This is a genomic window from Tunturiibacter gelidiferens (assembly GCF_014201335.1).
Classification (GTDB): domain Bacteria; phylum Acidobacteriota; class Terriglobia; order Terriglobales; family Acidobacteriaceae; genus Edaphobacter; species Edaphobacter lichenicola_E.
Map to the genome: position 1 here is coordinate 171,849 of NZ_JACHEB010000002.1, position 21,278 is coordinate 193,126.

Below are 21,278 nucleotides of genomic sequence, written 5' to 3' on the forward strand. Positions count from 1 at the left end.
CTCGTCGGCCTATCCCGAACGATCTTACAGCCCGGCGATGGAGATGACGATGCCTACGTAATCGCCAAGGGCCAGGGATACAGAAACCAATTGGGGATGCGGAACTGTTCCTGTGATATTCGCGAACATTGGAGCAGCGGTAGAGAAGAGGACGGCGGCGGTGAGCGCGAGGTTGCGGATAGACTTGTTCATGGGGAAGGCTCCTGAAGCGCAAATGTGCGCTTGCATCAGCGTAGGCTATGGATGCTTTCCAAATAAAGAAAAACACGCGCAAAACCTACACAAAAGAGTTATCTATTGTGGGATGGACGCTAATAGTTTCCTCATTTATGACGATCTCTGACCCTGCTAAGAGGGTTTCCCCAGAACTCTCTCAAAGACAGTTCCCGACGATTCGGTGAGAGCATTTTTGGCCAAGTGAAGCGGAGGCAACAGATACCTCGCGCAACATTGTGCCCGGCCCATGTATCGTGGGTCAAAGCCGCGGAGGTCAATTGCCGTACATCTATATCGACAAGGTCTTCCATGAACTAAGGTCGGAGCTGCTATCCGCCATGCACTCCGCCCTTGAGGCGCAGGGACGCAAAGGCCAGGTTGACGTAGACCGGCTCTATCGTGCATTCACCCGCGCGGCCGCAGGTAAATGCGCAAATCCACAACGTGTCTCCGAGAAATGTGTAGCGGAGACGTCGACCTCCAAAACTCGCAAAGCTAAAGACGCACGAATCGATGAGTAGAGATACACAACGGACAGCGAAGCTCAATGGCCTGAATGATAGGGGTGGCCTGCGAGGATAGTAAAGGCGCGGTAGACCTGCTCGGCCACAACGACCCTGGCCAATTGATGGGGCAGGGTCATGAGGCCCAGGGAGAGAAGGAGATCGGCGCGCTGTTTAGCCGCAGGAGACCATCCATCCGCTGGCCCAATGGCGAATACCACCCGTTGCGTCCCCTCATCACGAAGCCGCCCGACCTGAGCGGCAAACTCCTCGGAGCTGTACTGCCTCCCGCGACTGTCAAACAGAATCGCATAAGCACGCGTGCGGCCCTGCTGCCGTTCGATCCACTCAAGCAGCGCCTTCTCCGATTCAAACGCCTGCGATTCGCAAGGAGTATATCGAGCAATGCGGCTGACATAGTCATCGAACCACCGCCCCCCGGCCTCGAGGAGCGATCGCGTAGATAAAACCGCTGCTAGCGTTATCTTCATCCTCAGTCAGAATCTACCGCGCAACGACCGAGCTTCAAGGAATTATTTCTTTGAACTCTTCTTCGATGTCTTTTTCGCCGGAGCTTTGGCCACCGTCTTCTTCGAAGCAGTTTTCTTAGCTGCTGCTTTCTTTACAGGGGCGGCCACAGTTGCCTTCTTAGCCACCTTTTTAGCCGCGACCTTCACAACCGCTTTTTTCATCGTTGTCTTCTTGGCGCGACTTTCCTTGATCCGGGCGCTTACCTCAGCATCAAGATCGGCAACACTGATCGTGGTCGCGGATTTACGCAGCCGCTCAAGACCATAAAACGCCCGCTTCTCTGCCGAGAAGACATGAACAATGAAGTCGACATAGTCCATCAAAATCCATTCACCCTGGCGGCGCCCCTCGACAGAGTTGGGATAAACACCGAATTCGCGCTTCAGGCGAATCTCGATCTCATCCGTGATCGCCACGTTCTGCCGTTCATTGGTTCCATTGCAGATCAGGAAGTAATCGGTCAGGCCGCTCTCGGCCGGATCCAGCGCGAGAATGCGAATATCTTCAGCTTTCTTGTCTTCACACGCGGCAGCGGCGGCGAGCAGCAACTGGTTACTTTCAATTGAGGGCATGAGACTCCTTGGACTTCCATGGTAGCGGGTCACGCCTCCAGAAGCCAGCCTTTACGCGGACGATAACGACCTCGTATTCTCCCGGACGGGCGAGCTCCCACTCCGCCACAAGCGGGTTTCGAGCTAGAAGCCCGCGTTATCTCTTTCGAAGGTGAAAAAGAATTCGACCATTGGCCAGCGTCAGCTCGTCAGAGACGGAGAAGTCATCATAAAAGGCCTCGCGAAAGGACGCCTCGGTAATGTGCTCGTAGAGTGCTGCGCGGCCGCGCAGAAGCTCCTGAAACTTCGGATCCGTCGGTGGCACCCACTCCACGATCAGGTGTTGAGTGGTCAGCTTCCTGCACAGTTCGGCGATACTCTTCATTGGTACCTGGTTGTGAAGCAGCAGATGGTGCAACACCGCCAGCATCATCACGGTATCGAATTGCCCGGCACAGCGATCCAGAAAGGACGCGCTCTCACGATTCTCCCAGCCAGCCGCCGGGGTAGGATGGGCAAGATCGACACAGAGCGGAAGAATGTTCTTTCCGCTCACCTTCAGGCCCGCGAATAAACGATCGACCGCCTGCAGATCGGTGTCGATCGAGACCACCTCGGCTCCCACGTCTGCCGCCAGGTTTGAGTAAACCCCTGTATTGCAACCCACGTCGAGCGCCTTCGAAGGGCGTGCCTTCCCCAGTGCGACTCTCACAAACCTTCGCTTTTCCTCATGGTCGTCGTCGCTATAGTGGTTCGCGGTCTCAGCATAATCCGACCAGGTAGAGGATCGATGAGCCGGCGTTACCTTCCGCATCTGCTTCAATAGAGTCCCCAACGTCCTCAGCAGGATCTCTTTTGCAAGATCGGGATCTTTTACCGATCGCGCTGCTACGGCACCGGAACTGCCCTTCTTCGTCTTCGCCAACAGAGAAGGGAGCGTGACAGCCGACAGCGCAGGGCGCGTGATCCGCGAAGCAAACGAGAGCGCCGGGTAGACCTCCTCCGGTTCATATCCATCGCGACGCGTCAGTGACAGTTGCAGCGGCCATCCCAGACGTGAGTGAGCCAGCATCGGCAACAAAAAGGTCCGAACGAACTGGCCATAGGCGAGCCATATTGGTTGATTCGGATCGACACGCTCGATCGAAAGCAGATCGACGAAGACCGGTCGTGCCCCTCGGAACAGCACATTCATTGGTGTTGCGTCCTTCAGCTGCCAACCCTCTTTGATCAGATCACTGCACAGAGTCAGCGTAAGTTCCGCTGCGGCAAGCCACATCCCCGGACTCCACTCCCAGGGGTAGGATTGAAACGAAATGCGAGGATGGCGCAGCACCAAAATCTCCGCTGCCTCCGACACTACATCGCTGGCAACAAGCCGTCCCTGCGCGACCAGTTCCGAGGCAAGCGGAAGCTTAAGGAAGGCGAGAATCTCCGTGTCGAAGGGAGCGCGAACGCTCCGGTAAGCACCGTCAGGACGAACCTCAACGCTGCCCGCGGGATCGCGAAAGGTTGGGAGGGCGGGGAGTGTCAAAAATTCTGTCATCAAATATCACAAATCTACTTCTGCGCGTGCAAAGGATCCAATTCACAAGATAAAGGGGCACCCGTTAGGAGCAATATCTGTACAGACACATTTCGCCTCAAGAAAGTTTCGAGAAAAACGAAGTTCGGCCAGTAGCTAAAACAAAAAAAACAGAATGGATTCGCCTATTGGTAAAGGTGGTGGCTCTGTATGTAATCCAAAACGGCCGGCGCAATCAGATCGACACAAGGATCACCCGCCTCCAGCCTGCCGCGAAGTCCGGTAGCCGCAATATCTTCATGAACATTGTCGAGCAGGTGTACACGGCTCTGCTGATACACATCGAGCCCCAACAAAGAGAGGCTCCCAATCGTGAATCCCGGCCGGCTCACCACAATCCACTCGGCCAGTTCAAGCAGGCGTGCTGGCTGGTGCCATCGCGGCAGGCTCAGGAAGCTGTCCGCTCCCACCAGGTTGAAGCGCTTAGCCTCCGGCATCTTCCGCTCTAATTCGCTCAGAGTGTCCACCGTGTAGTTCGGCAGTCCGTCGGCCCGGGGAGCATCGATCTCCGATGCCGTAAACCGAGAATCTTCCCGGCACGCAAGCTCCACCATCGCAAGCCGGTCATCAAAAGAAGTGACCGTCCCATCAAGCTTCAGGGGCTGGCGGCCTGCAGGAGCGAACAGAACAGAATCCAGTTCGAGCGCATTCGCCGCCGCCGTAGCGATGGCAAGATGACCATGATGCGGCGGGTCGAAGCTGCCACCGAAGAGAGCTACGCGCATGAACTATTCTCTCGCGAACCGTCGCTCCTAAAACGGAAGATGGAACACGAAGCCCATGCTGACCTGTTTGATCGGATAGTTATGGCTATTGTTGCCGAAGGGATCAAGGCCCCCATAGCCGAACTCGGCGACGCGGTAGTCAAGGACGGGCAGCAGCTTGATATCCAGCCCTGCCAATCCCTCATATTCGAAGTTGTTGTAAAGGATATCCTGGCCGGTGGATGTGGTATTAGAGAGACCATAGTCGCTTCGACCAAGTCCCACCGAACCTTGAATATAAGGTTTTAGCCAGTTCTTCGGCGTATGAATGACGCCACGAACCCCACCGAGTACCGAGTAGATGCGCGCTCCATTGGCGTTGAAGTTGACGTCTGCGCCTCGCTTGGTCGTCAGAATCGTGCCGCGCAGATCCGCCCCCAGCGTGAACGGTCCAACCTTCTTGAAGTCGTAGTAGACTCCGCCCGTCCCACCCAGGGGATCGACAGTATTGGTAACCGCCTGAGATTTCCCATCTATAAATGGCGGCGGCGCCAGAGGCGATGACTGAATATTGCTCAGCCGGTCAACAGTGAACATGCCATAAACGCCGAACTGTGCGTGAGCGGAGGCGGTACTGACAAGGGCAACGGAGGCAAGAAGGAGAACTGCTTTGCGGAAACTCATGTGCCGTTAGTTTACTAGTTAGCGCGCCCCGAATGCACCGCCCGCCACGATTTGTGCCCCACACAACCTCTCCTCACCCAAAGATATCTCCTCAGTGAGCAGTCCCAACCCGCAGCTTCAACACCTCGTCCAGGATCCGTTCCGCCATCTCCACCTTGCTCATCACCGGAAACTCAACCGTCCCATCCTTCGTCAAAAAGCTCCCCGCGTTCTGCTCCGAATCGAACCCAATCCCTTCCTTCGAAACATCATTCACCACCACCGCGTCCACGCCCTTGCGCTCGAGCTTGCCGCGCCCATTCGCCACAACATCCTCAGTCTCCGCCGCGAACCCCACCACCAGCGTTCCATCCCGCCGCCGCCCCACCACCTCGCGCAAGATGTCTACCGTTCCCGCAAGTTCCAGCGAAATGGCCTGCGCCCCCTCGCGCTTCATCTTCCGGTCCGCAACATCCTTCACCCGATAATCACTCACCGCCGCAGCCATCACCACCACGGTAGCCTCGTTCAGCTGAGCCATTACAGCCGCCCGCATATCCTCCACGCTCACCACCTGCTCGACCTCAACACCCGCCGGACAAGGCAGCGTCGTCGGAGCACTAATCAACACCACCCTCGCCCCCCGCCGCTTCGCCGCCTCCGCGACCGCATATCCCATCCGTCCGCTCGATCGGTTCCCGATAAACCGCACCGGATCGATCGGCTCCCGCGTCCCACCCGCCGTCACCAGCACCATCTCGCCGGTAAAATCCCGCCGCTCCTGCCGCCACGCCTCATCTTCTGTACCTTCAGCCAACATCTCCGCAACCGCGGTCACAATCGACGCAGGCTCAGCCAGCCTTCCACCTCCTACCATCCCACACGCCAGATACCCGCTCCCCGGCTCAATCACCTTCACTCCACGCGCCCGCAGCGTGGCCACATTCGCCTGCACCGCCGAATGCTCCCACATATTCACATTCATCGCCGGAGCCACAATCACCGGAGCCGTCGTCGCCAGGTACATCGTCGAAAGAAAATCATCCGCCAGCCCATGCGCAAACTTCGCCAGCATATTCGCCGTCGCCGGAGCCACCACCAGTAGCCTCGTCGACTGCGCCGCCTGTATATGCTCCACGCTGCTATGCTCGCCCTCCGGGTCTTCCTCCGCCGAACCCGTCCCCGCCTCTTCGCTCCACAACGAGGTAATCACCTTATGCCCCGAGATCGCTGCAAACGTCAGCGGCGTCACAAACTTCTCCGCAGCAGCCGTCATCACCACATGTGGGTCATACCCGGCATCCTGCAGCAGACGCACCAGCTCCACAGACTTGTAAGCCGCAATCCCCCCACAAACCCCAACCGTAACCTTGATACGTTCTGCCTTCATATCTTCTTTTCTCTCACCATCTCGAGCACACAACTCTATCGTACCGAAGCCACTTCCGAGAACAGACCCCATCACCCGCCCTCGCCTTCGATATCATCTCCAACAAGAACTGTTGAATCGCATCCAACTAATCCGCGACATCAACTCAAGGGGCGTTCGTGAATCGTCGTAGTTTCCTGGCTTCAACCGCTGCATCGGTACTCGCCACCGCGACTGGCAATAAAGCCCTGGCATCTGTCTCCAATCCGCAGTTGTCTCGCTACACCGCACCGCCTAGAGACACTCTGAATCCGCAGGGTATCCGCACTGCAGGAATCCGCATGTTGCCCGTCGTGCAAGGCAAGTACAAGGTCTGGACCAAGCGGCTCGGTAGCGGTTCCACCAAGGTATTGCTGCTCCACGGCGGCCCCGGCTTCAGTCACGAGTATCTCGAAGCGATGGAGTCCTTCCTGCCCGACGCAGGCATCGAGATCTACTACTACGACCAACTCGGCTGCAACAACTCCGACCAGCCCGACGACCCCTCGCTCTGGACGCTCGCCCGCTACACCGAAGAAGTCGAAGAGGTGCGTCGCGGCCTGGGGCTCGATCACTTCGTCCTCTACGGCCACTCCTGGGGCGGCATCCTCGCCATCGAGTACGCCCTCAACTACCAGCAGCACCTTAAGGGCCTCGTCATCTCAAACATGACCGCTGGCACGCAGTCTTATCTCAAACGCACCGCCAGACTGAAGCACCAGTTTCTCTCCCCGGCTTCTCTCAGAACTTTGGAAGCACTCGAAGCAAAGAACGCCTACGACTCCCCCGAATACGAAAAGATCATGATGACGGAGCTCTACCCACAAATGATCTGCCGAACCAAACCCTGGCCCGAACCCGTCGACCGCGCTTTCCGTCACTCCAATCAAAAGATCTACAACCAGATGCAGGGCGTTAGCGAGTTCGTCGTCACCGGCAACCTTAAAGACTGGGAGCGCTGGGACCGCCTTCACGAAATCAAAACCAAGGCCCTCACCATCGGCGCACGCTACGACGAGATGGACCCCAAGGACATGACCAAGATGGCCACCCTCATGCCCAACGCATCCTCCTTCATCTGCCCCGACGGCAGCCATCTCTGCATGTGGGACGACCAGGCCTTCTACTTCAAAAACCTCCTAAGCTACCTGCAAACTCTATAAGCCGGCTTCAAAGCCCGGGGTACGAACACTCTAGCTAAAATTGAAGTTAACTCTAATTTGAGTTGTAACTTCAACGGGTTCGCCATTGAGCAAATAGGGCGTATAAGTCCACGTCCGGACTGCAGCAAGAGCGGCGATAGCAAGGTCAGGATCAGGAGCGGAAACAATACGAAGCGAGTGAATGCGACCGTCAGTCCCGATGATCGCAACAAAGGTCACAGTTCCTGAAATGTGGCGCATTCTAGCTGCTACCGGATAGATGGGGTTGGAGCCAGCGAGTTTGTGTCCGGCCATCACACCAGGAGCAACTCCGGTCGCACTCTTATCGATTGGAGCTAGTGCCGTCGGATCGATCGCGGGCAAAGGCATTGAAGCTGTCGTTTCAAGTTTGCTAATCCGAGCAGCAGCCTGTATCTGATTGCTTTCCTTCACGGTGACGTCTGTGGCCACATTGCGTGCCTGGAATATTCCGATGGCATTCCGAACTATGACTTGGGATCCAAAATCGTAACTCAACCGCAGAATGGTCTTATCCGTGTCAAAGCAGTATGTCGGAAACAGACCTAACGGCGGAAAAGGGATCTTGGTGATCTTCTGGTCAAGCATGATGCAGTCCAATGCCACCTTGCCGAAGTTCTCTTTGCGAAGATCGGGTGAGGAACTATCTATGTCTTCGTTTCTCGGCATTGGATGAACGATCTGATTCAGAAGGAGACTTATCAGAAAAGGAGGTGAGCTCGATCCTGTCGTTCTGCTCAGGCCTTTTTCATTGCGAATCTCCGTCGCGGTATAAGAGGGAAATTTGAAAACCAACTGAAAAGAAGTAGGGCTGATCCACCACTCCTCAATTGTTCCCTGTTCCGTTTGCTTGCCTTGTTCTCCAAAAAGCTGGACGTCAAGTTTCAAATGCCATGGCTTTAGACCCTCGGTGTCGAGAGAGCCGGAAATTTCAGCCTGGTGGAGACGTTCCGTTAGAGCGGCGTGATCTTCGGCGCGGGAGGCAGAGAATGAGGCAGAAAATAAAGTGAGACTCAGTACGAATGCTTTTAAAGCTCGGCGTATTCCCATGTCGAGCCAGTTTATAGTTCACTTCGCTCCCTGGCAATGAACTTATCCACCATAGTTGTAGGCTGGAGAATCCACGAAACAGATGAGCAGCCATTCGCTATCTCGTCGTGGCCACTGGCATAATCTTCAACGCCTCCGCTTGGCACCCTCGCAGTCCCTGACAAGAGATCGGCATAAGCCCATCCTTCGCCAGACAAACCTCGACCGCCGTCAGTCGCTCCTTCTCGCAACTCACCACCACGCTCCCTTGCGGAAACGGAGGATTCGCCTTCGCAAACAGATCGAGAATGTCTTTCGGCCTCAACGGCTCCTCATGCTTCAGATCACGCAGCTTCCTCGGAATCCTCACTGAATGAAACGCCTGATGCTCGAGCCCAAAGAACTCCTCCGGCGACATCGTTGTACAAGTCCCGTGCTTCTTCCACTCATGATCCAGCAGCGGAAGGTCAGGAGTGATATCTAAATTCAGCTCCGGCCGCACCGGTCCCGATCTCTCGCCGCAGTTCACTGGATAAGAGCCGTCATAGTTCTGCGGCCACAGCCCATGCAGCACAAACCCGCGTGGCGCTTTACACTCCGATCCCGCTCCTGGAACCGAACAGAACTCCGGCCCCCACGCAAGATTCATCAGGTAAAAATCGAACTTCCCCGGCTCACCCTTCTCCTGAGCACTGCTACGCAAACAAGAAACCACCAAAGCCAACAATGGCAGACAGACCGTCGCAAAACGCCGCACAGAGAAAGTCTTCATAAACCAACATGCTAATGCAGCATCCACGAACAACTCCAAAACCAACACGCTACAATCACCAACAGCATGATCGCTCACCTTCGCGGACGCCTCCTCTCAAAAACTCCCAATCAAGCCATCGTCGAGTGCGCCGGCGTGGGCTACGACGTCACCATCAGCGTCGCCACCTTCTCAGCCCTGCCTAGCGAAGGCACCGACGCCACGCTGCACATCCACACCCACGTCCGCGAAGATCAGATTGCCCTCTTCGGCTTCTCCGAAACGCAGGAGAAGCGCCTCTTCGAAAAGCTCCTCACCATCTCCGGCATCGGCCCCAAGCTCGCCATCACGGTCCTCAGCGGAATCGACGCCAGCCGCCTCATCACCGCCATCCGTTCCGGCGACCACGCCACCCTCACCCGCATCCCCGGCATCGGCAAAAAGACCGCCGAACGCGTAGTCCTCGAACTGAAAGACAAACTCGACGACCTCGCCATATCAATCCCCACCATCACCGGAGGCCCCGATCACGGCCCCGCAGGCGACGACGCCCTCTCCGCTCTGGTCAACCTCGGCTACCCTCGGCCCATCGCTCAGAAAGCGATCGAAACCGCCATCACCAAGGACCCCAACGCCGCCCACGACTTCGAAACCCTCTTCCGCGCCGCCATGGCCGCCATCCGCTAAAAATAAATCTCAAAAAGTTGGCGTATTTTTCGTCGCCCAAAAATCGTGCTCTTCCAGCCACGCAAAACACCACAACGTCACCACGTTTCACCATCCAAAACACCACGTTTCGCAACCACAATTTGCGAAAACCCCAGCAAAACACCCGTCCACCACAGTCAAAAAAAATACGTAGGAAAAAAGAGACGGCCTCGAAACCGTTTGAGCGATTTCGAGGCCATAGGTTTGCAGACGGCCCGTAAGCCGAATTCTGTTTTAGACGATCATTCCTCTACGCGACGCATTACTGCGGCGCTTTAGCAACCTACCCGCAAGTTTCGGCTCCCTTTCGAGTCTCTTCGCCTGGGCGCATCGGGCCGATACGCTCTTGCCGCCTGAAGAGGAGCGGCAAAATCCCTGCCTATTTGGTCTTGCTCCGTGTGGGGTTTACCCTGCCGCGTTCATTACTGGCCGCGCGGTGCGCTCTTACCGCACCTTTTCACCCTTACCCCAGGCCGCTTGCGGATTTACCGAAGTAAATCACCAACCTGAGGCGGTTCGTTCTCTGTTGCACTTGCCGTCCAGAGGTCTTGAAACCTCCGTCCCGGACGTTATCCGGCACACTGCCCTGCGGAGTTCGGACTTTCCTCCCCCGTCAAACACCTTGCGGTGAAGACGGCAGCGATCATCCAGCCGCCTGCAGCTACAAGTGTATCCCACGCCCCGAACAAAACCCCGCCCGATTGCGTATGAGTGAGCAAGGCAAATCTCGCTTTGGAGACCCCTGGCTGATAGTCTCAAGCGTACCCAAGGTAGACAGGCAATGGAATTCAAAGAGGCCGTAAAGATCGCGCTGCAGTCGCTCTGGGCGAACAAGCTCCGCTCCGTCCTGACCCTGCTCGGCGTCGTCATCGGCGTAGCCAGCGTGATCGCGGTGGTGACGCTGGTCAACGGCGCGAACACCTATGTCACCACAAAATTCGCCAGCTACGGCGCAGATGTTTTCACCGTCTCGAAGATGCCGCAGATCATTACCAGCCCGGAGGACTATCAGAGGTATCAAAAGCGTAAGAACATCCTCTATCCCGACTTTCAGTATGTGGCGGCGAACTGCAGGCACTGCATCGGGATTGGCGCGCAGCAGGCCGTGACAGGGAAGATCGTGCGCGGGACCGAGTCCACGACCGATACCAACATCCGGGGGTATACGTGGCAGATGCCTTCGCTGCAGAACCTGAACATTATGCAGGGGCGCGGGTTCACGGAGGCGGACCAGGAGCATGCGTCGCATGTGGCGATCATCGGGACCGATATTGAGGACCACCTTTTTGCAGGAGTTGATCCGCTGGGACAAGAGTTGCGGGTCGACGGCACTCCGTACACGGTGATTGGGATCAGCGAGAAACAGGGGAGCACGTTTGGTGCGAGCCAGGACAACTGGGTCGCCGTGCCGCTGACGGCGTTTCAGAAGAGCTATGGGACGGCGAAGACGCTGACGATTTATGTGAAAGCGGGTGAGGCTGGACCGGTGCTGGAGACCGCGGCGGACGAGGTGAGGGTTCTGGTGCGATCGAGCCGGCATGACGCTCCGGGAGCCGAGGATTCGTTTGAGCTGGATACGAACAATACCCTGGTGGGATTCTTCAGCATCGTGACGCGGTCGTTTGGTGCGGTGGCCGGGGCGGTGGCGCTGATTTCGCTGGTCGTCGGCGGCATCGTCATTATGAATATCATGCTGGTGAGCGTGACTGAGCGGACGCGCGAGATCGGCATCCGCAAGGCTCTTGGCGCGCGTCCAAAGGACATCCTGATGCAGTTTTTGATCGAGTCGGGGACAATGGCGCTGGTGGGCGGAGTCTTCGGCGTGATCGGGGGAATCCTGGTGGCGCAGGTGATTACGATTCTGGCAGGATTTCCTTCGACGATTGCGCTGTGGAGCGTGATTGCCGGGCTGGTGATGGCCACCGGTACGGGAATCTTTTTCGGTGTCTATCCGGCGCGAAAGGCCGCGCAACTGGATCCGATCGTGGCGCTGAGATCGGAGTGAAGCACGGGAGCAGGGAGGTCGTCGATGCGGATCGCGGATACGAAAGAAACGGTAACGATGGCTCTGGATACGCTGCGGGCAAACAAGCTGCGCAGCGGACTGACGATTCTGGGAATTGTGATTGGCGTGATGACGGTCATTATCATCTCGTCGGTGATTAACGGATTGAACTCGAGTGTGGCTGGTCTGGTGGAGTCGCTGGGGACGAATGTGATCTGGGTCTTCCGGTTTCCGGTGATTGGGGTGCGGCCTACGACAGAGATGCTGACGCGGAAGCAGTTGACCTACGAGGATGCGATGGCGATGAAGGATCTGCCGCATGTGCTGGCGGTGACGCCTGGATTGCAATATCGGGACAACAGCGGGGTGGAGGGCACCGTCGCGGTAAAGTACGGCAGCAAGATTTTGGAGGGGACGACCCTGGAGGGTGACACGGCGAGCGTGAAGGATGTGTATGAGCTCAACTTGAAGGATGGTCGCTTCTTTAACGAGAGCGACGTGGAACGGGCGGCTAACGTTGTCGTACTGGGGATCGATACGGCGGACGGGTTGTTCGGCGCGATCGATCCGGTGGGTCAGGATGTGACCATTGCGGGTATGACGTTTACCGTCGTGGGCGTGATGGACAAACAGAAACAGGCGTTTGGGGGAGGCAAGAACCCGGAGGACAACAAGGCGTTCTTCCCTGTGAGTACGTTCCATAAGATTCATCCGGAGGTACTGGATTACTGGATCAGCCTGAAGTTTGATGACCAGAAGAACAAGACGCTGGTACAGGATGAGATAGAGGAGCTGTTACGGCGCAGGCGGAAGGTGAAGAACGAGGCGCCGAACAACTTCGCGATCTTTGGGACTGATTCCTTAACTCGTTTATGGACCACGATCACAGGTGGCCTTTTCTTACTGCTGTTTGCTCTCTCCAGCGTGGCGTTGCTCGTGGGAGGGGTCGGCGTGATGAATATTATGCTGGTCAGCGTGACGGAGCGAACGCGGGAGATCGGCGTGCGTAAGGCGATCGGTGCGAGCAAGCGGACCATCCTCGCGCAGTTCACCCTGGAGGCCATAACGCTCTGCGCTGTTGGCGGTGTCATTGGCGTGCTTATCGGCAGTGCGATCGCTCTGGTGCTGCACCTTTTCTTTCCGTCGATGCTATCGGCGCTGTGGGTTGCCCTGGCCTTCGGCTGCTCGTGCGGGATCGGACTTCTCTTCGGCATTTATCCGGCGTGGAAGGCGGCGAATCTGAACCCTATCGAGGCGCTGCGCTACGAGTAGGTCACTACGGGGCGTTCCTGCTGGTCGCGAAGAGGTGTGTTCTGCCGACCATCGGGAGGCCCAGGGCGAAGCCGGTATACCTGTCACGAAGTGACCGCCGGCCCGCGCAAGGCGAACCGGAGCCCGCACACGAATATCTCGATAGACTACTGGGATGGCCCATGCAATTGAGGCGATTACGACACTGCTGACCCTTGCCGGGCTCGCTTATCTGCTGCTGGCGTTGTGGGGAACCCGGAACTTTGTACATTATTGGCGGCGCAAGAGTGTCGACGCCGGGTTTGCGCCCGATGTCACGATTCTGAAACCGGTGAAGGGCGTGGACCAACGCATGTATGCGGGGCTGGTGAGCCACTGCCGTCAGGAGTATGCGGGGAAGTTCGAGATTGTCTTCGGCGTGAGCAGCCTGAACGATCCGGCGGTGGGTGAGATTGAGCGGCTGAAGGCTGATTTTCCTGACTGTGCGATACGGCTGGTGGAGTGCCGGGAGCGGCTGGGCACTTCGGGCAAGGTGAGCAACCTGGTGCAGATGCTGCGTGAGGCGAAGTATGAACATGTGCTGATCAACGACAGCGATATTCGCGTGTCTCCCAAATATCTGACGCGCGTGATGCAGTGTTTTTCGGATGCCAATGTCGGTATGGTGACGGCTCCTTATATCGGCCGCACTGCGGAGACCGGAGGCGCGCTGACGGTGTGGTCGCGGCTGGAGGCTTTGGGAATTTCGACCGACTTTCTGCCGGGGGTGCTGACGGCGCGCAGGCTCGAGGGCGGGATTCGCTTTGGTCTGGGGTCGACGCTCGCTACCAGCAAGAAGGTGCTGGCGAAGGCTGGAGGATTGGAGCCGCTGGCGGAGTATCTGGCCGATGACTACGAGATGGGCGCGCGGATTGCGGGGGCAGGATATCGCGTGGAGCTTTCGAATGAGGTGGTCGAGACTACGGTGCCGGAGTATCACTATCGCGGGTTCAGGGACCATCAACTGCGCTGGGCGCGGTCGACTCGGGACTCGCGGAAGCTGGGGTACGTTGGGCTGGGCGTGACGTACGCGTTGCCGTGGGCGGTGATGACCTGTGTCGCGAGTGGGCTGGCGCTTTGGAGTTTTTCTTTGCTGAGTGTTGTGCTGCTCGCGCGGGTGGCGGTGGCGCTTTCGGTGGGGGTGGGGGTGCTGGGCGATGAGCAGGTTCTGCGCGACCTTTGGTTGTTGCCGGTTCGCGACTTCTTTGGGTTGGGCTTCTGGGCCTGGAGTTTTGCCGGCGATACGGTGGTTTGGCGGGGGGAGTTGTTTGCGCTGCGGGATGGGCGCATCAGGCCTGTCAGTCCTTTGAACTCGTGACGTTTCGATCTGGTTGGAACTGGACACGGGGTAATCCTTTCTTGGGGGTACCCCCCCCGGGGGGTTACCTTTGCATAAAACACCTGGAATGAGTAAGTTGCACGATTTTATTTTTGTAGATTAGTCCATTCAAAGGGGTTATCCGCAAATTCGTCTTTCTAAAGGGGTTAGCGTTGATAGATGGAAAAAGCCCTCGGACTTTTGGTCGCGAGGGCTTTCTTTGTTTTGCTCTGAATCAATGATAGCGGAATGTGTGTAACTTATGCGCCACGCGTAATTTGTTGATGGTGAATGGGATATTGGAAATTGGGGGTTGACAGATGGATTTGCCCTGAAAGATGAGGATTGGGGTGGTTTGTGGCTGCCCCGAAAAGTGAGTTAGAACGAGCAGCGTGAAATCAACCGCAGATCCCGGCGGGATGACAACAAAATGACAAGCAACGGCAGCGACAACCACAACGGTCGATCACCTTCGGGGATGACAAACAAAAAGACAAACAACGGCAACAGCAGATCCCCTTCGGGGTGACAACCAGAAAGACAAAGACAAAGACAAGGGTTAGGGCAAGGGAAAAGAGGCCTACTGCTTCTTCCCGATGACGGCGGCTATGGCCTTTCCGGCGTTGGCTGGCATGATTCGGGGGCGGGCGGAGGGAGCTACCTGGGTTGCGAGGTTGGGAGGCCAGTAAGGATCTGTGGCGGCGACGGGGCCGAGGGGGACGTCGGGGATCTTGGTGCTGATGGTGGTGTTCATGGTGTCGATAAAGGTGTTGGCGATGACAGCGTAGCCGACGTTGGTGGGATGGATGCCGTCGAGGGCGAAGAAGCCACCGAGGAAGCTGGAGTTTCCGGTGTAGCCGTTGATGGTGAGACCGTTGACGGAGACCTGATTGAAGAGGGCGTAGATGTCGACCAGCGTTGCATTGGCGGCCTTGGCCTGGGCGGCGATGACCTGATTGAAGGCCGTGACCTGGGACTGGACGGTGACGACCTCGGCGGCGGAGAGGAAGCCGGCGTCAGTGATGGGTCCCTTTTGCTGGCCGGTGAGGATGAGCGGGATCTGGGCTGTGCCGGCGGGGTTGACGAGGTCGCCGGGGACGATGCCTAGGATGCCGCTGAGAGCTGTGGTGGGAAGGCCGGTTTCGGCGGAGACTTCGCCGAGAACCAAGGCGGCGGGGGTCAGATAGGGGACTTTGGTGACGTCGGGGATGTTGGCGATGATCAGGTTTGCAGGGGCCTTGGTGGTGAGTTCGGTGATGAGGGCCTGGTACTGGCTGGTGAAGTTGGCGACTGAGGTCATGCTGGAGGGCATGCCGGTTTCGTCGGCGATGAGGGCGTCGTTATTGCCGATCCAAAGGAAGATGGTGGTGGGCTGGGCGTTGATGGCGAAGGTGGCCTGGCTGTTGGCCTGTCCGTAGCCGAGGCCGGGGAAGCCGAGGACGAGCTGGTTGAGCTGAGCCTGGGAGCCGGGGGCGGGGTTGACCTCGGGGATGGTGTTCATGACGTCGTTGAGCAGGGCGCCGGGGACGGCCAGGTCGGTGACCTGGGTGGCGAAGTTATCGCGGCCGGTGGAGGTTCCGGTGACGGGAACAATGACGGGCGGAGGTCCGAGGGAGACGAGCTGGAGGACGTTGGGCGCGCCGGGGTAGGCGATGAGAGGCTGGATGATGTTGAATCCGGCCTGGGCGGCGAGGACCGGGGCCCAGCCGTGGACTTGGGTGGTGTCGAGGAGGGAGCCGCTCTGGAAGCCGGCGGTGAGGGAGTCGCCGAGGAAGATGGTGTTGGAGAAGTTGCCGGCATTCTTTGCCTGCTGGGCCTGGAGCGAGGCGAGCTGCTTTGAGGCGCTGCTGCTGCCGTTGTCGTTGTTGCAGGCTGCGAGGGGTAGGAGGAGTGCTGCGGTAAGGCTGGAATGCAGCAGGACTGAACGGCTATTCATTTTCATGGCGACGAACGGACCCCTTGGAGAGGTCGCGGACTTAGGAAAGTTCGCGACTGTGTGTGCTTTCTGTAGACGTGGCTTTGTATCACACTCGGGGTGCGATGGGGAACAAGAGGTATTTGGGGAGGTATCTGCGGGAGCGAGCGGCGACGATAGGATAGGGATGTGAAGAGCTGGGTGGAGGTTTCGGAGCGGCGGCTGACGGAGAACTACAGGCTGCTGACGGGGGCGGCTGGGGACACGGCGGTGCTGGCGGTGGTGAAGGCCAATGCATATGGGCATGGGGCGGCGGTGTGCGCTCCGGTGCTGGTGCGGGCAGGGGCGGAGTGGCTGGGGGTGACCGAGGTGACCGAGGGCGCGACGGTCAGGGCGGCGCTCGAGACGGCAGGGATTGCGCGGAGGGAGCAGCCAGGGGTTCTGGTGATGTCGGGGCTGCTGCGGGAGGATGCGGAGGAAGTGGTGCGGCTGGGGTTGGTGCCGGTGGTTTGGCTGCGGGAGCAGATGGAGTGGTTGGCAGAGGCTGCGGGACGGCTTGGGATGGGGCCGGTGGCGGTGCATGTGGAGATCGATACGGGGATGGCGCGGCAGGGGATTCGGCCGGGCGTGGAGCTGGAGGACCTGCTGGCGTGGGTGCGGGGAGAGCCGGGGATTCGGTTGGATGGGGTGATGACGCATTTTGCTTCGTCGGAGGTGGCGGGGTCGCTGCAGACGACGTTGCAGCGGGAGCGGTTCGAGGAGGCGATTGGGGCAGTCGGGGCTGCGGGTTTGCGGCTTTCGTGGGTGCATGCGGGGAACTCTTCTACGGTGGACAATCAGCGAGGTGAGGGGAATCTCGGTTGGCTGCGTGAGCTGGCTGCGAGTGTGGGGGCGCGGTCGATGGTGCGGACCGGGATCGCTTTGTATGGGTACTGTTTGCCGATTGAGGGTGAAGGTTTGAGTGAGGTGCGGCGTGAGTTGCAGCCGGTGATGACGTGGAAGACGCGAGTGATCGGGCGGCGCGAGGTGGAGGCGGGAGAGACGGTTGGGTATAACGGAATCTTTGTGGCGGAGCACGCGATGCGGCTGGCGCTGCTGCCGGTCGGGTATGCGGATGGGTTGCGGCGGGAGCTTTCCGCGTCGAATGCGCAAGCTGGTGGGTGGGCGATGGTGCGGGGTCAGCGGGCGCCGATTGTGGGGAGGGTGTCGATGAATCTGACGATTGTGGATGTGAGCGGGATCGCGGGGGTGGGGTTGGGAGATGAGGTAGTGGTGCTGGGGGATGGTGTGACGGCGGAGGATCATGCGCGGCTGGCAGGGACGATTGCGTATGAGATTGTTTGTGGCGTGCGGGCGGCGCATCGGTGTGGGATTGCTGGCTAGATGCGCCCTGCGCGGGCGGCGGTCACTTCGTGACTTGTATACCCCTTCTGCTGGCGCTCTCGTTGGTCGCGATCAGATGATTTGGCGAAGCCGGAATAGGCGTCACGAAGTGACCGAGCTCCGCGTAGGAGGCCCGTCCGGCAGGACTTCGGTGACGAAGGCCAGCATGGCGGCGTTGAAGATATGGGGGCGTTGAAGCGGTGCGAAGTGGCTTACGCCGTTTAGGATGATGAGTTTTGCGTTGGGGATGCTGCGCGCCAGATATTCGGCGTGTTCGTGCTTGATGAATTCGTCGTGTTCGGCTTGCACGATCAGGACGGGTACGCTGATTCGGGATAAGTCTTGCGCGGTGTAGTTGGGTTGCGAGCTCATCATGATGCGGACGGCGGCGGTGAATTCGTCGAACTGGTCGGGCGTGGCGGAGAGCTGGGCGTAGTCCTTCGCGTGACGTGACAGGCAACGGAAGAGGAGCGGGTTTCGTTCGTCAATCTGTTTTAGGCCGCTGGGGTCCATGTTGCAGCCGAAAAAGAAGGCGCCCCCGATGCGTTTGGGAGCTTCATCGGCGAGGATGAGAGCGATGCATGCGCCGTCACTCCAACCGACTACGGCGGCTCGTTCGAGGTTCAGTGTGTTCATGACGGCAAGGACGTCGGAGGCCATGAGTTCGTAGGTGTGGGGGCGGGCGTCGCGTGTGCTGCGGCCGTGGCCGCGGCTGTCGATGAGAATGGCGCGGTGACCGGCGGCGAGGAGGTCGGGAAGCTGATAGCTCCAGTTGCCGCTGTGTCCGAAGCCTCCGTGCAGAAGGATGACGGGTGAGCCGGAGCCGTAGGTGGCGTACCAGATGTGGGCTCCCTCGTGTTCGACGTAACCTTGAGCATCTGGGGGCGTCGACAGTGTGGCGCCTTCGGCCTCGAAGTTCGTCAGATCGTCGTCACAGAATTCCACCTGGACCTCCCGTCGGTTTGTTGTCACAGGAGAAGTCTATCGTCAGGCGAAGGAAGCTTATTTGCGTGCATGGCATGTGGGCCGTTAACATCAGCTAAGAGAAACGAGAGGAAACACTTCATGGAATCCATCAGCACAGCGCGTCGTACCGAAGATATCGCGCTCGATCTACTTAAGTTCGTTGCATCGCAGGCTAATGTAGGAAGCAAATCCTCCGGGTCGACTGGTTTTGGTCTGCCGAGCTCGCCTAAGGGTGACGATCAGGTGACGCATCTGCTGGAGCTGTATGCCCGCTGCCGCGAGGCGGTTGAGGCTCCGGCTAAAAAGTAGTGGCGGGTACGCGGGCGCTGCGGGTTGCGGTAGTTGGGGCGGGTGCCTTTGGGCGCAATCATCTGCGGGTGCTGCGGGAGCTTCAGCAGGCGGGACAGGCGGTTGAGCTGGTCGGTGTGGTCGACCGCGATCCGGTGGCTGTGGCTGCGGCCTCGGAGAGGTTCGGTGTGCCGGGCTTTGAGACGATTGAGGCTTGCCTGACTGCGGTGGGTGGGTTGGATGCTGCATCGGTTTGTGTGCCGACAGTGCATCATGCTTCTGCGGCTGCGCCGTTGCTGGCTGCTGGTGTCGATCTGCTGATTGAAAAGCCGCTGGCAGCGAGTCTCGCGGATGCTGATTTGATTCTCGAGTTGGCTCGCAAGCATGGGCGCGTTGTGCAGGTGGGGCATCTGGAGCGATTTAATCCGGCGGTGACTGCGGCACAGCAGCATCTGCATAAGCCGATGTTCTTTGAGGCGCACCGACTGAGCATCTTTACGCCGCGTTCGCTGGATGTAGATGTGGTGTTGGATCTGATGATCCATGATCTGGACATTGTGCTGAGTCTGGTGGCTTCGCCGGTGCGCGAGGTAAGGGCGGTGGGACTGCCGGTGCTGTCGCGCAAGGTGGATATCGCGAACGTGCGGGTGGCGTTTGAGAACGGCTGCATTGCGAACTTTACGGCGAGCCGGGTGAGTACGGAGCGGGTGAGGAAGCTGCGATTCTTTCAGCCGCATCAGTATCTTTCGCTGGATTTCGCGCGGCAGGATCTGTTGATGATCGATGTGACGGCGGCTGCGGGGATGGATCCGGCGATGCTGGCTGCGTTGGCGGAGAAGGCGCAGCAGGGGGGTGCGCATCCTTCGGCGGGGCTGTCGCTGAAGAAGGTGGTGGTGGAGTTGGGGGAGCCTCTGCGACTGGAGATTGAGTCGTTTTTGAAGGCTGTGCGTGAGCGCACAAGGCCGGTGGTGTCGGGTGAGGATGGGCGCGCTGCGCTGGCGCTGGCGCTCGAGATCAACGAGGCGATTGCGGTGCATGCGGAGCGGGCGGGCCTTCGCGACTTTATGTAACTGCAAATGTTTCCCTGTTATGGAAACGGTGCTGATAGGCGGCCGCGCGCCCCAGTCCTCTATCGGGAACGGCGATGATTTCTTTACAGTGCGAACTGATTTCGAAACCCCGCAGGAGATATAGTTGGCTGGAATGACCGTTCATACCTACTGCCGCTCTATATTTCGGATCGTATTCTTTGTCTCCGCTCTGGCCAACTGCTCTGCTCAGGATGGCGGAATTTCCGCTAAAACGATGGAGGTCCCCGAAACAGTTATGGCTAAGCGTCTGGAGCATATTGTTGCGCCAAAGTTGCCCGCGGGGGCACTACAAAAGTGCTCGAACGCTATGGTGATACTGAAGGTTACCGTCGATGAAAAAGGAAAAGTGAGTGACGCGGAGTTCGTGAGCGGGTTTGACGAGCTGAAGGACTCGGCGATGGTAGCGATCAAGGAGTGGACATATAAACCTTACGAGCACCACGGACACGCAATCGCCGTGCATACCAGCGTTTCCATCTTTTATCTCGGAGATGGCGAATCCTTCCCGGTCTACATGCCCGACGGCAAAGGTGGCGTGAAGGGTGGAAACATGACCCAGTTGGCTCCTGGATGCGGGTCTGGGCCAGTCATCAAGAGGACCCCCGGTTAGCCTTTTCACCAAAATATAGCGACAGTTCTGTTATGGGTTTATTTGAAGTTGCGGTCTGAGTGTCTGAATATGAGAGCTTCTCGTGTTGTTACGTTTGCTTTGTGGGTGGGGCGCATTGCGCTGGCGGTGACGCTGCTTTCAGCTGTGGCCGATAGGTTTGGACTGTGGGGGCCGCATGGGTCGCCGCGAGCTTCGTGGGGGGATTGGACTCACTTTGTGGCTTATTGCGGAGTAGTGAACAGCTTTGCGCCGAAGGCGGTAATACCGGCGCTGGCTTGGGTTGCGACAGTGTTGGAGACTCTGTTTGGCGTGGGGCTGTTGATTGGATACAAGCTAGAGTATGTCGCGTATGGGTCTGCTGTGCTGTTTGCGTTGTTCGCGTTGGCGATGACCTGGAGCGGGGGAATTAAAGACCCGCTGAATTACTCGGTGTTTGCGGATGCCGGGGGTGCGCTGTTGTTGGGGGTGCTGGTTTCTGTGACGAAGAGCGAGAGACGGTCGGAGCGTGGCTCGTATTCTGTTGCGGATGCTGGGGCGCGCTGGGCGGAAGACTAGAGTGGGTCTCGCTGGTTAGTCTGTTCT

22 protein-coding genes and 1 other RNA gene are annotated in these 21,278 nt (G+C 58.3%); 11 read left to right on the top strand and 12 right to left on the bottom strand.

Annotated elements, in window-relative coordinates:
* Positions 1-24 precede the first annotated feature (24 nt).
* Positions 25-192 carry a hypothetical protein gene (locus HDF14_RS04500; RefSeq protein WP_183973977.1) on the bottom strand — a complete coding sequence of 56 codons (168 nt, stop codon included), beginning with the start codon at positions 190-192 and terminating at the stop codon, positions 25-27.
* 302 nt (positions 193-494) lie between these two features.
* Between HDF14_RS04500 and HDF14_RS04505 the strand changes: the two genes are divergently transcribed.
* Positions 495-737, top strand: coding sequence for a hypothetical protein (locus tag HDF14_RS04505; RefSeq protein ID WP_183973979.1), 243 nt, complete (start codon positions 495-497; stop codon positions 735-737).
* A gap of 23 nt (positions 738-760) precedes the next feature.
* Here HDF14_RS04505 and HDF14_RS04510 read toward each other — a convergent pair whose 3' ends face one another.
* The 6 genes from HDF14_RS04510 to coaBC all read right to left on the bottom strand — a co-directional run bounded on the left by HDF14_RS04510 (position 761) and on the right by coaBC (position 6,143).
* Positions 761-1,210: a 23S rRNA (pseudouridine(1915)-N(3))-methyltransferase RlmH gene (locus HDF14_RS04510; protein WP_183973981.1), complete on the bottom strand. Its 450-nt coding sequence runs from the start codon at positions 1,208-1,210 to the stop codon at positions 761-763.
* Positions 1,211-1,252: 42 nt separating this feature from the next.
* Positions 1,253-1,822, bottom strand: a complete 570-nt coding sequence (gene rsfS, locus HDF14_RS04515) for a ribosome silencing factor (protein WP_183973983.1) — start codon at positions 1,820-1,822, stop codon at positions 1,253-1,255.
* A gap of 136 nt (positions 1,823-1,958) precedes the next feature.
* Complete coding sequence (locus HDF14_RS04520) at positions 1,959-3,347, bottom strand: class I SAM-dependent methyltransferase (RefSeq protein WP_183973985.1); 1,389 nt, start codon at positions 3,345-3,347, stop codon at positions 1,959-1,961.
* 164 nt (positions 3,348-3,511) lie between these two features.
* Positions 3,512-4,111 carry a nicotinate-nucleotide adenylyltransferase gene (gene nadD, locus HDF14_RS04525; protein ID WP_183973987.1) on the bottom strand — a complete coding sequence of 200 codons (600 nt, stop codon included), beginning with the start codon at positions 4,109-4,111 and terminating at the stop codon, positions 3,512-3,514.
* Between the two features lie 27 nt (positions 4,112-4,138).
* Positions 4,139-4,774 (bottom strand): hypothetical protein, encoded by a 636-nt coding sequence (locus HDF14_RS04530; protein WP_183973989.1) that lies wholly within the window; start codon positions 4,772-4,774, stop codon positions 4,139-4,141.
* Positions 4,775-4,865: 91 nt separating this feature from the next.
* On the bottom strand, positions 4,866-6,143 hold the full coding sequence (gene coaBC, locus HDF14_RS04535; RefSeq protein ID WP_183973991.1) for a bifunctional phosphopantothenoylcysteine decarboxylase/phosphopantothenate--cysteine ligase CoaBC: 1,278 nt from the start codon (positions 6,141-6,143) through the stop codon (positions 4,866-4,868).
* A 158-nt stretch (positions 6,144-6,301) separates the two neighbouring features.
* Here coaBC and HDF14_RS04540 point away from each other — a divergent pair, with 158 nt between their 5' ends.
* Complete coding sequence (locus tag HDF14_RS04540; RefSeq protein WP_183973993.1) at positions 6,302-7,324, top strand: proline iminopeptidase-family hydrolase; 1,023 nt, start codon at positions 6,302-6,304, stop codon at positions 7,322-7,324.
* A gap of 30 nt (positions 7,325-7,354) precedes the next feature.
* On the opposite strand, the gene HDF14_RS04545 is transcribed toward HDF14_RS04540, so the two are convergent.
* A complete protein-coding gene (locus tag HDF14_RS04545) occupies positions 7,355-8,011 on the bottom strand; it encodes an energy transducer TonB (RefSeq protein WP_183973995.1) in 657 nt (218 codons plus the stop codon).
* 478 nt (positions 8,012-8,489) lie between these two features.
* Positions 8,490-9,143 carry a ribonuclease T2 family protein gene (locus HDF14_RS04550; protein WP_183973997.1) on the bottom strand — a complete coding sequence of 218 codons (654 nt, stop codon included), beginning with the start codon at positions 9,141-9,143 and terminating at the stop codon, positions 8,490-8,492.
* Between the two features lie 66 nt (positions 9,144-9,209).
* Between HDF14_RS04550 and ruvA the strand changes: the two genes are divergently transcribed.
* On the top strand, positions 9,210-9,809 hold the full coding sequence (ruvA, locus tag HDF14_RS04555) for a Holliday junction branch migration protein RuvA (protein WP_183973999.1): 600 nt from the start codon (positions 9,210-9,212) through the stop codon (positions 9,807-9,809).
* 223 nt (positions 9,810-10,032) lie between these two features.
* Here the strand turns inward: ruvA and rnpB are convergent.
* Positions 10,033-10,489, bottom strand: an RNA gene (gene rnpB / locus HDF14_RS04560) — RNase P RNA component class A.
* A gap of 122 nt (positions 10,490-10,611) precedes the next feature.
* Here rnpB and HDF14_RS04565 point away from each other — a divergent pair.
* From HDF14_RS04565 to hpnI, 3 genes are all read left to right on the top strand, one after another.
* Entirely contained in the window at positions 10,612-11,835 is a 1,224-nt protein-coding gene (locus HDF14_RS04565; RefSeq protein ID WP_183974000.1) for an ABC transporter permease, read from the top strand.
* A 24-nt stretch (positions 11,836-11,859) separates the two neighbouring features.
* Positions 11,860-13,107, top strand: coding sequence for an ABC transporter permease (locus HDF14_RS04570; RefSeq protein ID WP_183974001.1), 1,248 nt, complete (start codon positions 11,860-11,862; stop codon positions 13,105-13,107).
* Between the two features lie 154 nt (positions 13,108-13,261).
* The gene (gene hpnI, locus HDF14_RS04575; RefSeq protein ID WP_183974003.1) at positions 13,262-14,443 is read left to right on the top strand and encodes a bacteriohopanetetrol glucosamine biosynthesis glycosyltransferase HpnI; all 1,182 of its coding nucleotides are present in this window, start codon (positions 13,262-13,264) and stop codon (positions 14,441-14,443) included.
* A gap of 580 nt (positions 14,444-15,023) precedes the next feature.
* Here the strand turns inward: hpnI and HDF14_RS04580 are convergent.
* On the bottom strand, positions 15,024-16,379 hold the full coding sequence (locus HDF14_RS04580; protein WP_183974005.1) for an SGNH/GDSL hydrolase family protein: 1,356 nt from the start codon (positions 16,377-16,379) through the stop codon (positions 15,024-15,026).
* A gap of 168 nt (positions 16,380-16,547) precedes the next feature.
* On the opposite strand from HDF14_RS04580, the gene alr reads away from it, so the two are divergent.
* Positions 16,548-17,741: an alanine racemase gene (alr, locus tag HDF14_RS04585; protein WP_183974007.1), complete on the top strand. Its 1,194-nt coding sequence runs from the start codon at positions 16,548-16,550 to the stop codon at positions 17,739-17,741.
* 102 nt (positions 17,742-17,843) lie between these two features.
* Here the strand turns inward: alr and HDF14_RS04590 are convergent, their stop codons facing one another.
* Complete coding sequence (locus HDF14_RS04590; RefSeq protein WP_183974008.1) at positions 17,844-18,686, bottom strand: alpha/beta fold hydrolase; 843 nt, start codon at positions 18,684-18,686, stop codon at positions 17,844-17,846.
* A 120-nt stretch (positions 18,687-18,806) separates the two neighbouring features.
* Here HDF14_RS04590 and HDF14_RS04595 point away from each other — a divergent pair, with 120 nt between their 5' ends.
* The 4 genes from HDF14_RS04595 (at position 18,807) to HDF14_RS04610 (ending at position 21,251) form a co-directional block, all read left to right on the top strand.
* Positions 18,807-19,016, top strand: coding sequence for a hypothetical protein (locus HDF14_RS04595; RefSeq protein WP_183974009.1), 210 nt, complete (start codon positions 18,807-18,809; stop codon positions 19,014-19,016).
* Positions 19,016-20,065: a Gfo/Idh/MocA family protein gene (locus tag HDF14_RS04600; protein ID WP_183974010.1), complete on the top strand. Its 1,050-nt coding sequence runs from the start codon at positions 19,016-19,018 to the stop codon at positions 20,063-20,065. Before HDF14_RS04595 ends, HDF14_RS04600 begins: the two co-directional genes overlap by 1 nt.
* Positions 20,066-20,198: 133 nt before the next feature.
* On the top strand, positions 20,199-20,696 hold the full coding sequence (locus tag HDF14_RS04605; protein ID WP_183974011.1) for an energy transducer TonB: 498 nt from the start codon (positions 20,199-20,201) through the stop codon (positions 20,694-20,696).
* A 69-nt stretch (positions 20,697-20,765) separates the two neighbouring features.
* Positions 20,766-21,251 (top strand): DoxX family protein, encoded by a 486-nt coding sequence (locus HDF14_RS04610; RefSeq protein ID WP_183974012.1) that lies wholly within the window; start codon positions 20,766-20,768, stop codon positions 21,249-21,251.
* Positions 21,252-21,278: the final 27 nt, after the last annotated feature.

Coding starts and splice junctions, on each gene's coding strand:
- HDF14_RS04500 (WP_183973977.1), bottom strand. CDS start 192: ATGAACAAGTCTATCCGCAACCTCGCGCTCACCGCCGCCGTCCTCTTC.
- HDF14_RS04605 (WP_183974011.1), top strand. CDS start 20,199: ATGACCGTTCATACCTACTGCCGCTCTATATTTCGGATCGTATTCTTT.
- HDF14_RS04520 (WP_183973985.1), bottom strand. CDS start 3,347: ATGACAGAATTTTTGACACTCCCCGCCCTCCCAACCTTTCGCGATCCC.
- hpnI (WP_183974003.1), top strand. CDS start 13,262: ATGGCCCATGCAATTGAGGCGATTACGACACTGCTGACCCTTGCCGGG.
- HDF14_RS04545 (WP_183973995.1), bottom strand. CDS start 8,011: ATGCCGAGAAACGAAGACATAGATAGTTCCTCACCCGATCTTCGCAAA.
- HDF14_RS04550 (WP_183973997.1), bottom strand. CDS start 9,143: ATGAAGACTTTCTCTGTGCGGCGTTTTGCGACGGTCTGTCTGCCATTG.
- HDF14_RS04580 (WP_183974005.1), bottom strand. CDS start 16,379: ATGAATAGCCGTTCAGTCCTGCTGCATTCCAGCCTTACCGCAGCACTC.
- HDF14_RS04595 (WP_183974009.1), top strand. CDS start 18,807: ATGGAATCCATCAGCACAGCGCGTCGTACCGAAGATATCGCGCTCGAT.
- rsfS (WP_183973983.1), bottom strand. CDS start 1,822: ATGCCCTCAATTGAAAGTAACCAGTTGCTGCTCGCCGCCGCTGCCGCG.
- coaBC (WP_183973991.1), bottom strand. CDS start 6,143: ATGAAGGCAGAACGTATCAAGGTTACGGTTGGGGTTTGTGGGGGGATT.
- HDF14_RS04610 (WP_183974012.1), top strand. CDS start 20,766: ATGAGAGCTTCTCGTGTTGTTACGTTTGCTTTGTGGGTGGGGCGCATT.
- HDF14_RS04510 (WP_183973981.1), bottom strand. CDS start 1,210: ATGAAGATAACGCTAGCAGCGGTTTTATCTACGCGATCGCTCCTCGAG.
- HDF14_RS04570 (WP_183974001.1), top strand. CDS start 11,860: ATGCGGATCGCGGATACGAAAGAAACGGTAACGATGGCTCTGGATACG.
- HDF14_RS04530 (WP_183973989.1), bottom strand. CDS start 4,774: ATGAGTTTCCGCAAAGCAGTTCTCCTTCTTGCCTCCGTTGCCCTTGTC.
- HDF14_RS04565 (WP_183974000.1), top strand. CDS start 10,612: ATGGAATTCAAAGAGGCCGTAAAGATCGCGCTGCAGTCGCTCTGGGCG.
- ruvA (WP_183973999.1), top strand. CDS start 9,210: ATGATCGCTCACCTTCGCGGACGCCTCCTCTCAAAAACTCCCAATCAA.
- nadD (WP_183973987.1), bottom strand. CDS start 4,111: ATGCGCGTAGCTCTCTTCGGTGGCAGCTTCGACCCGCCGCATCATGGT.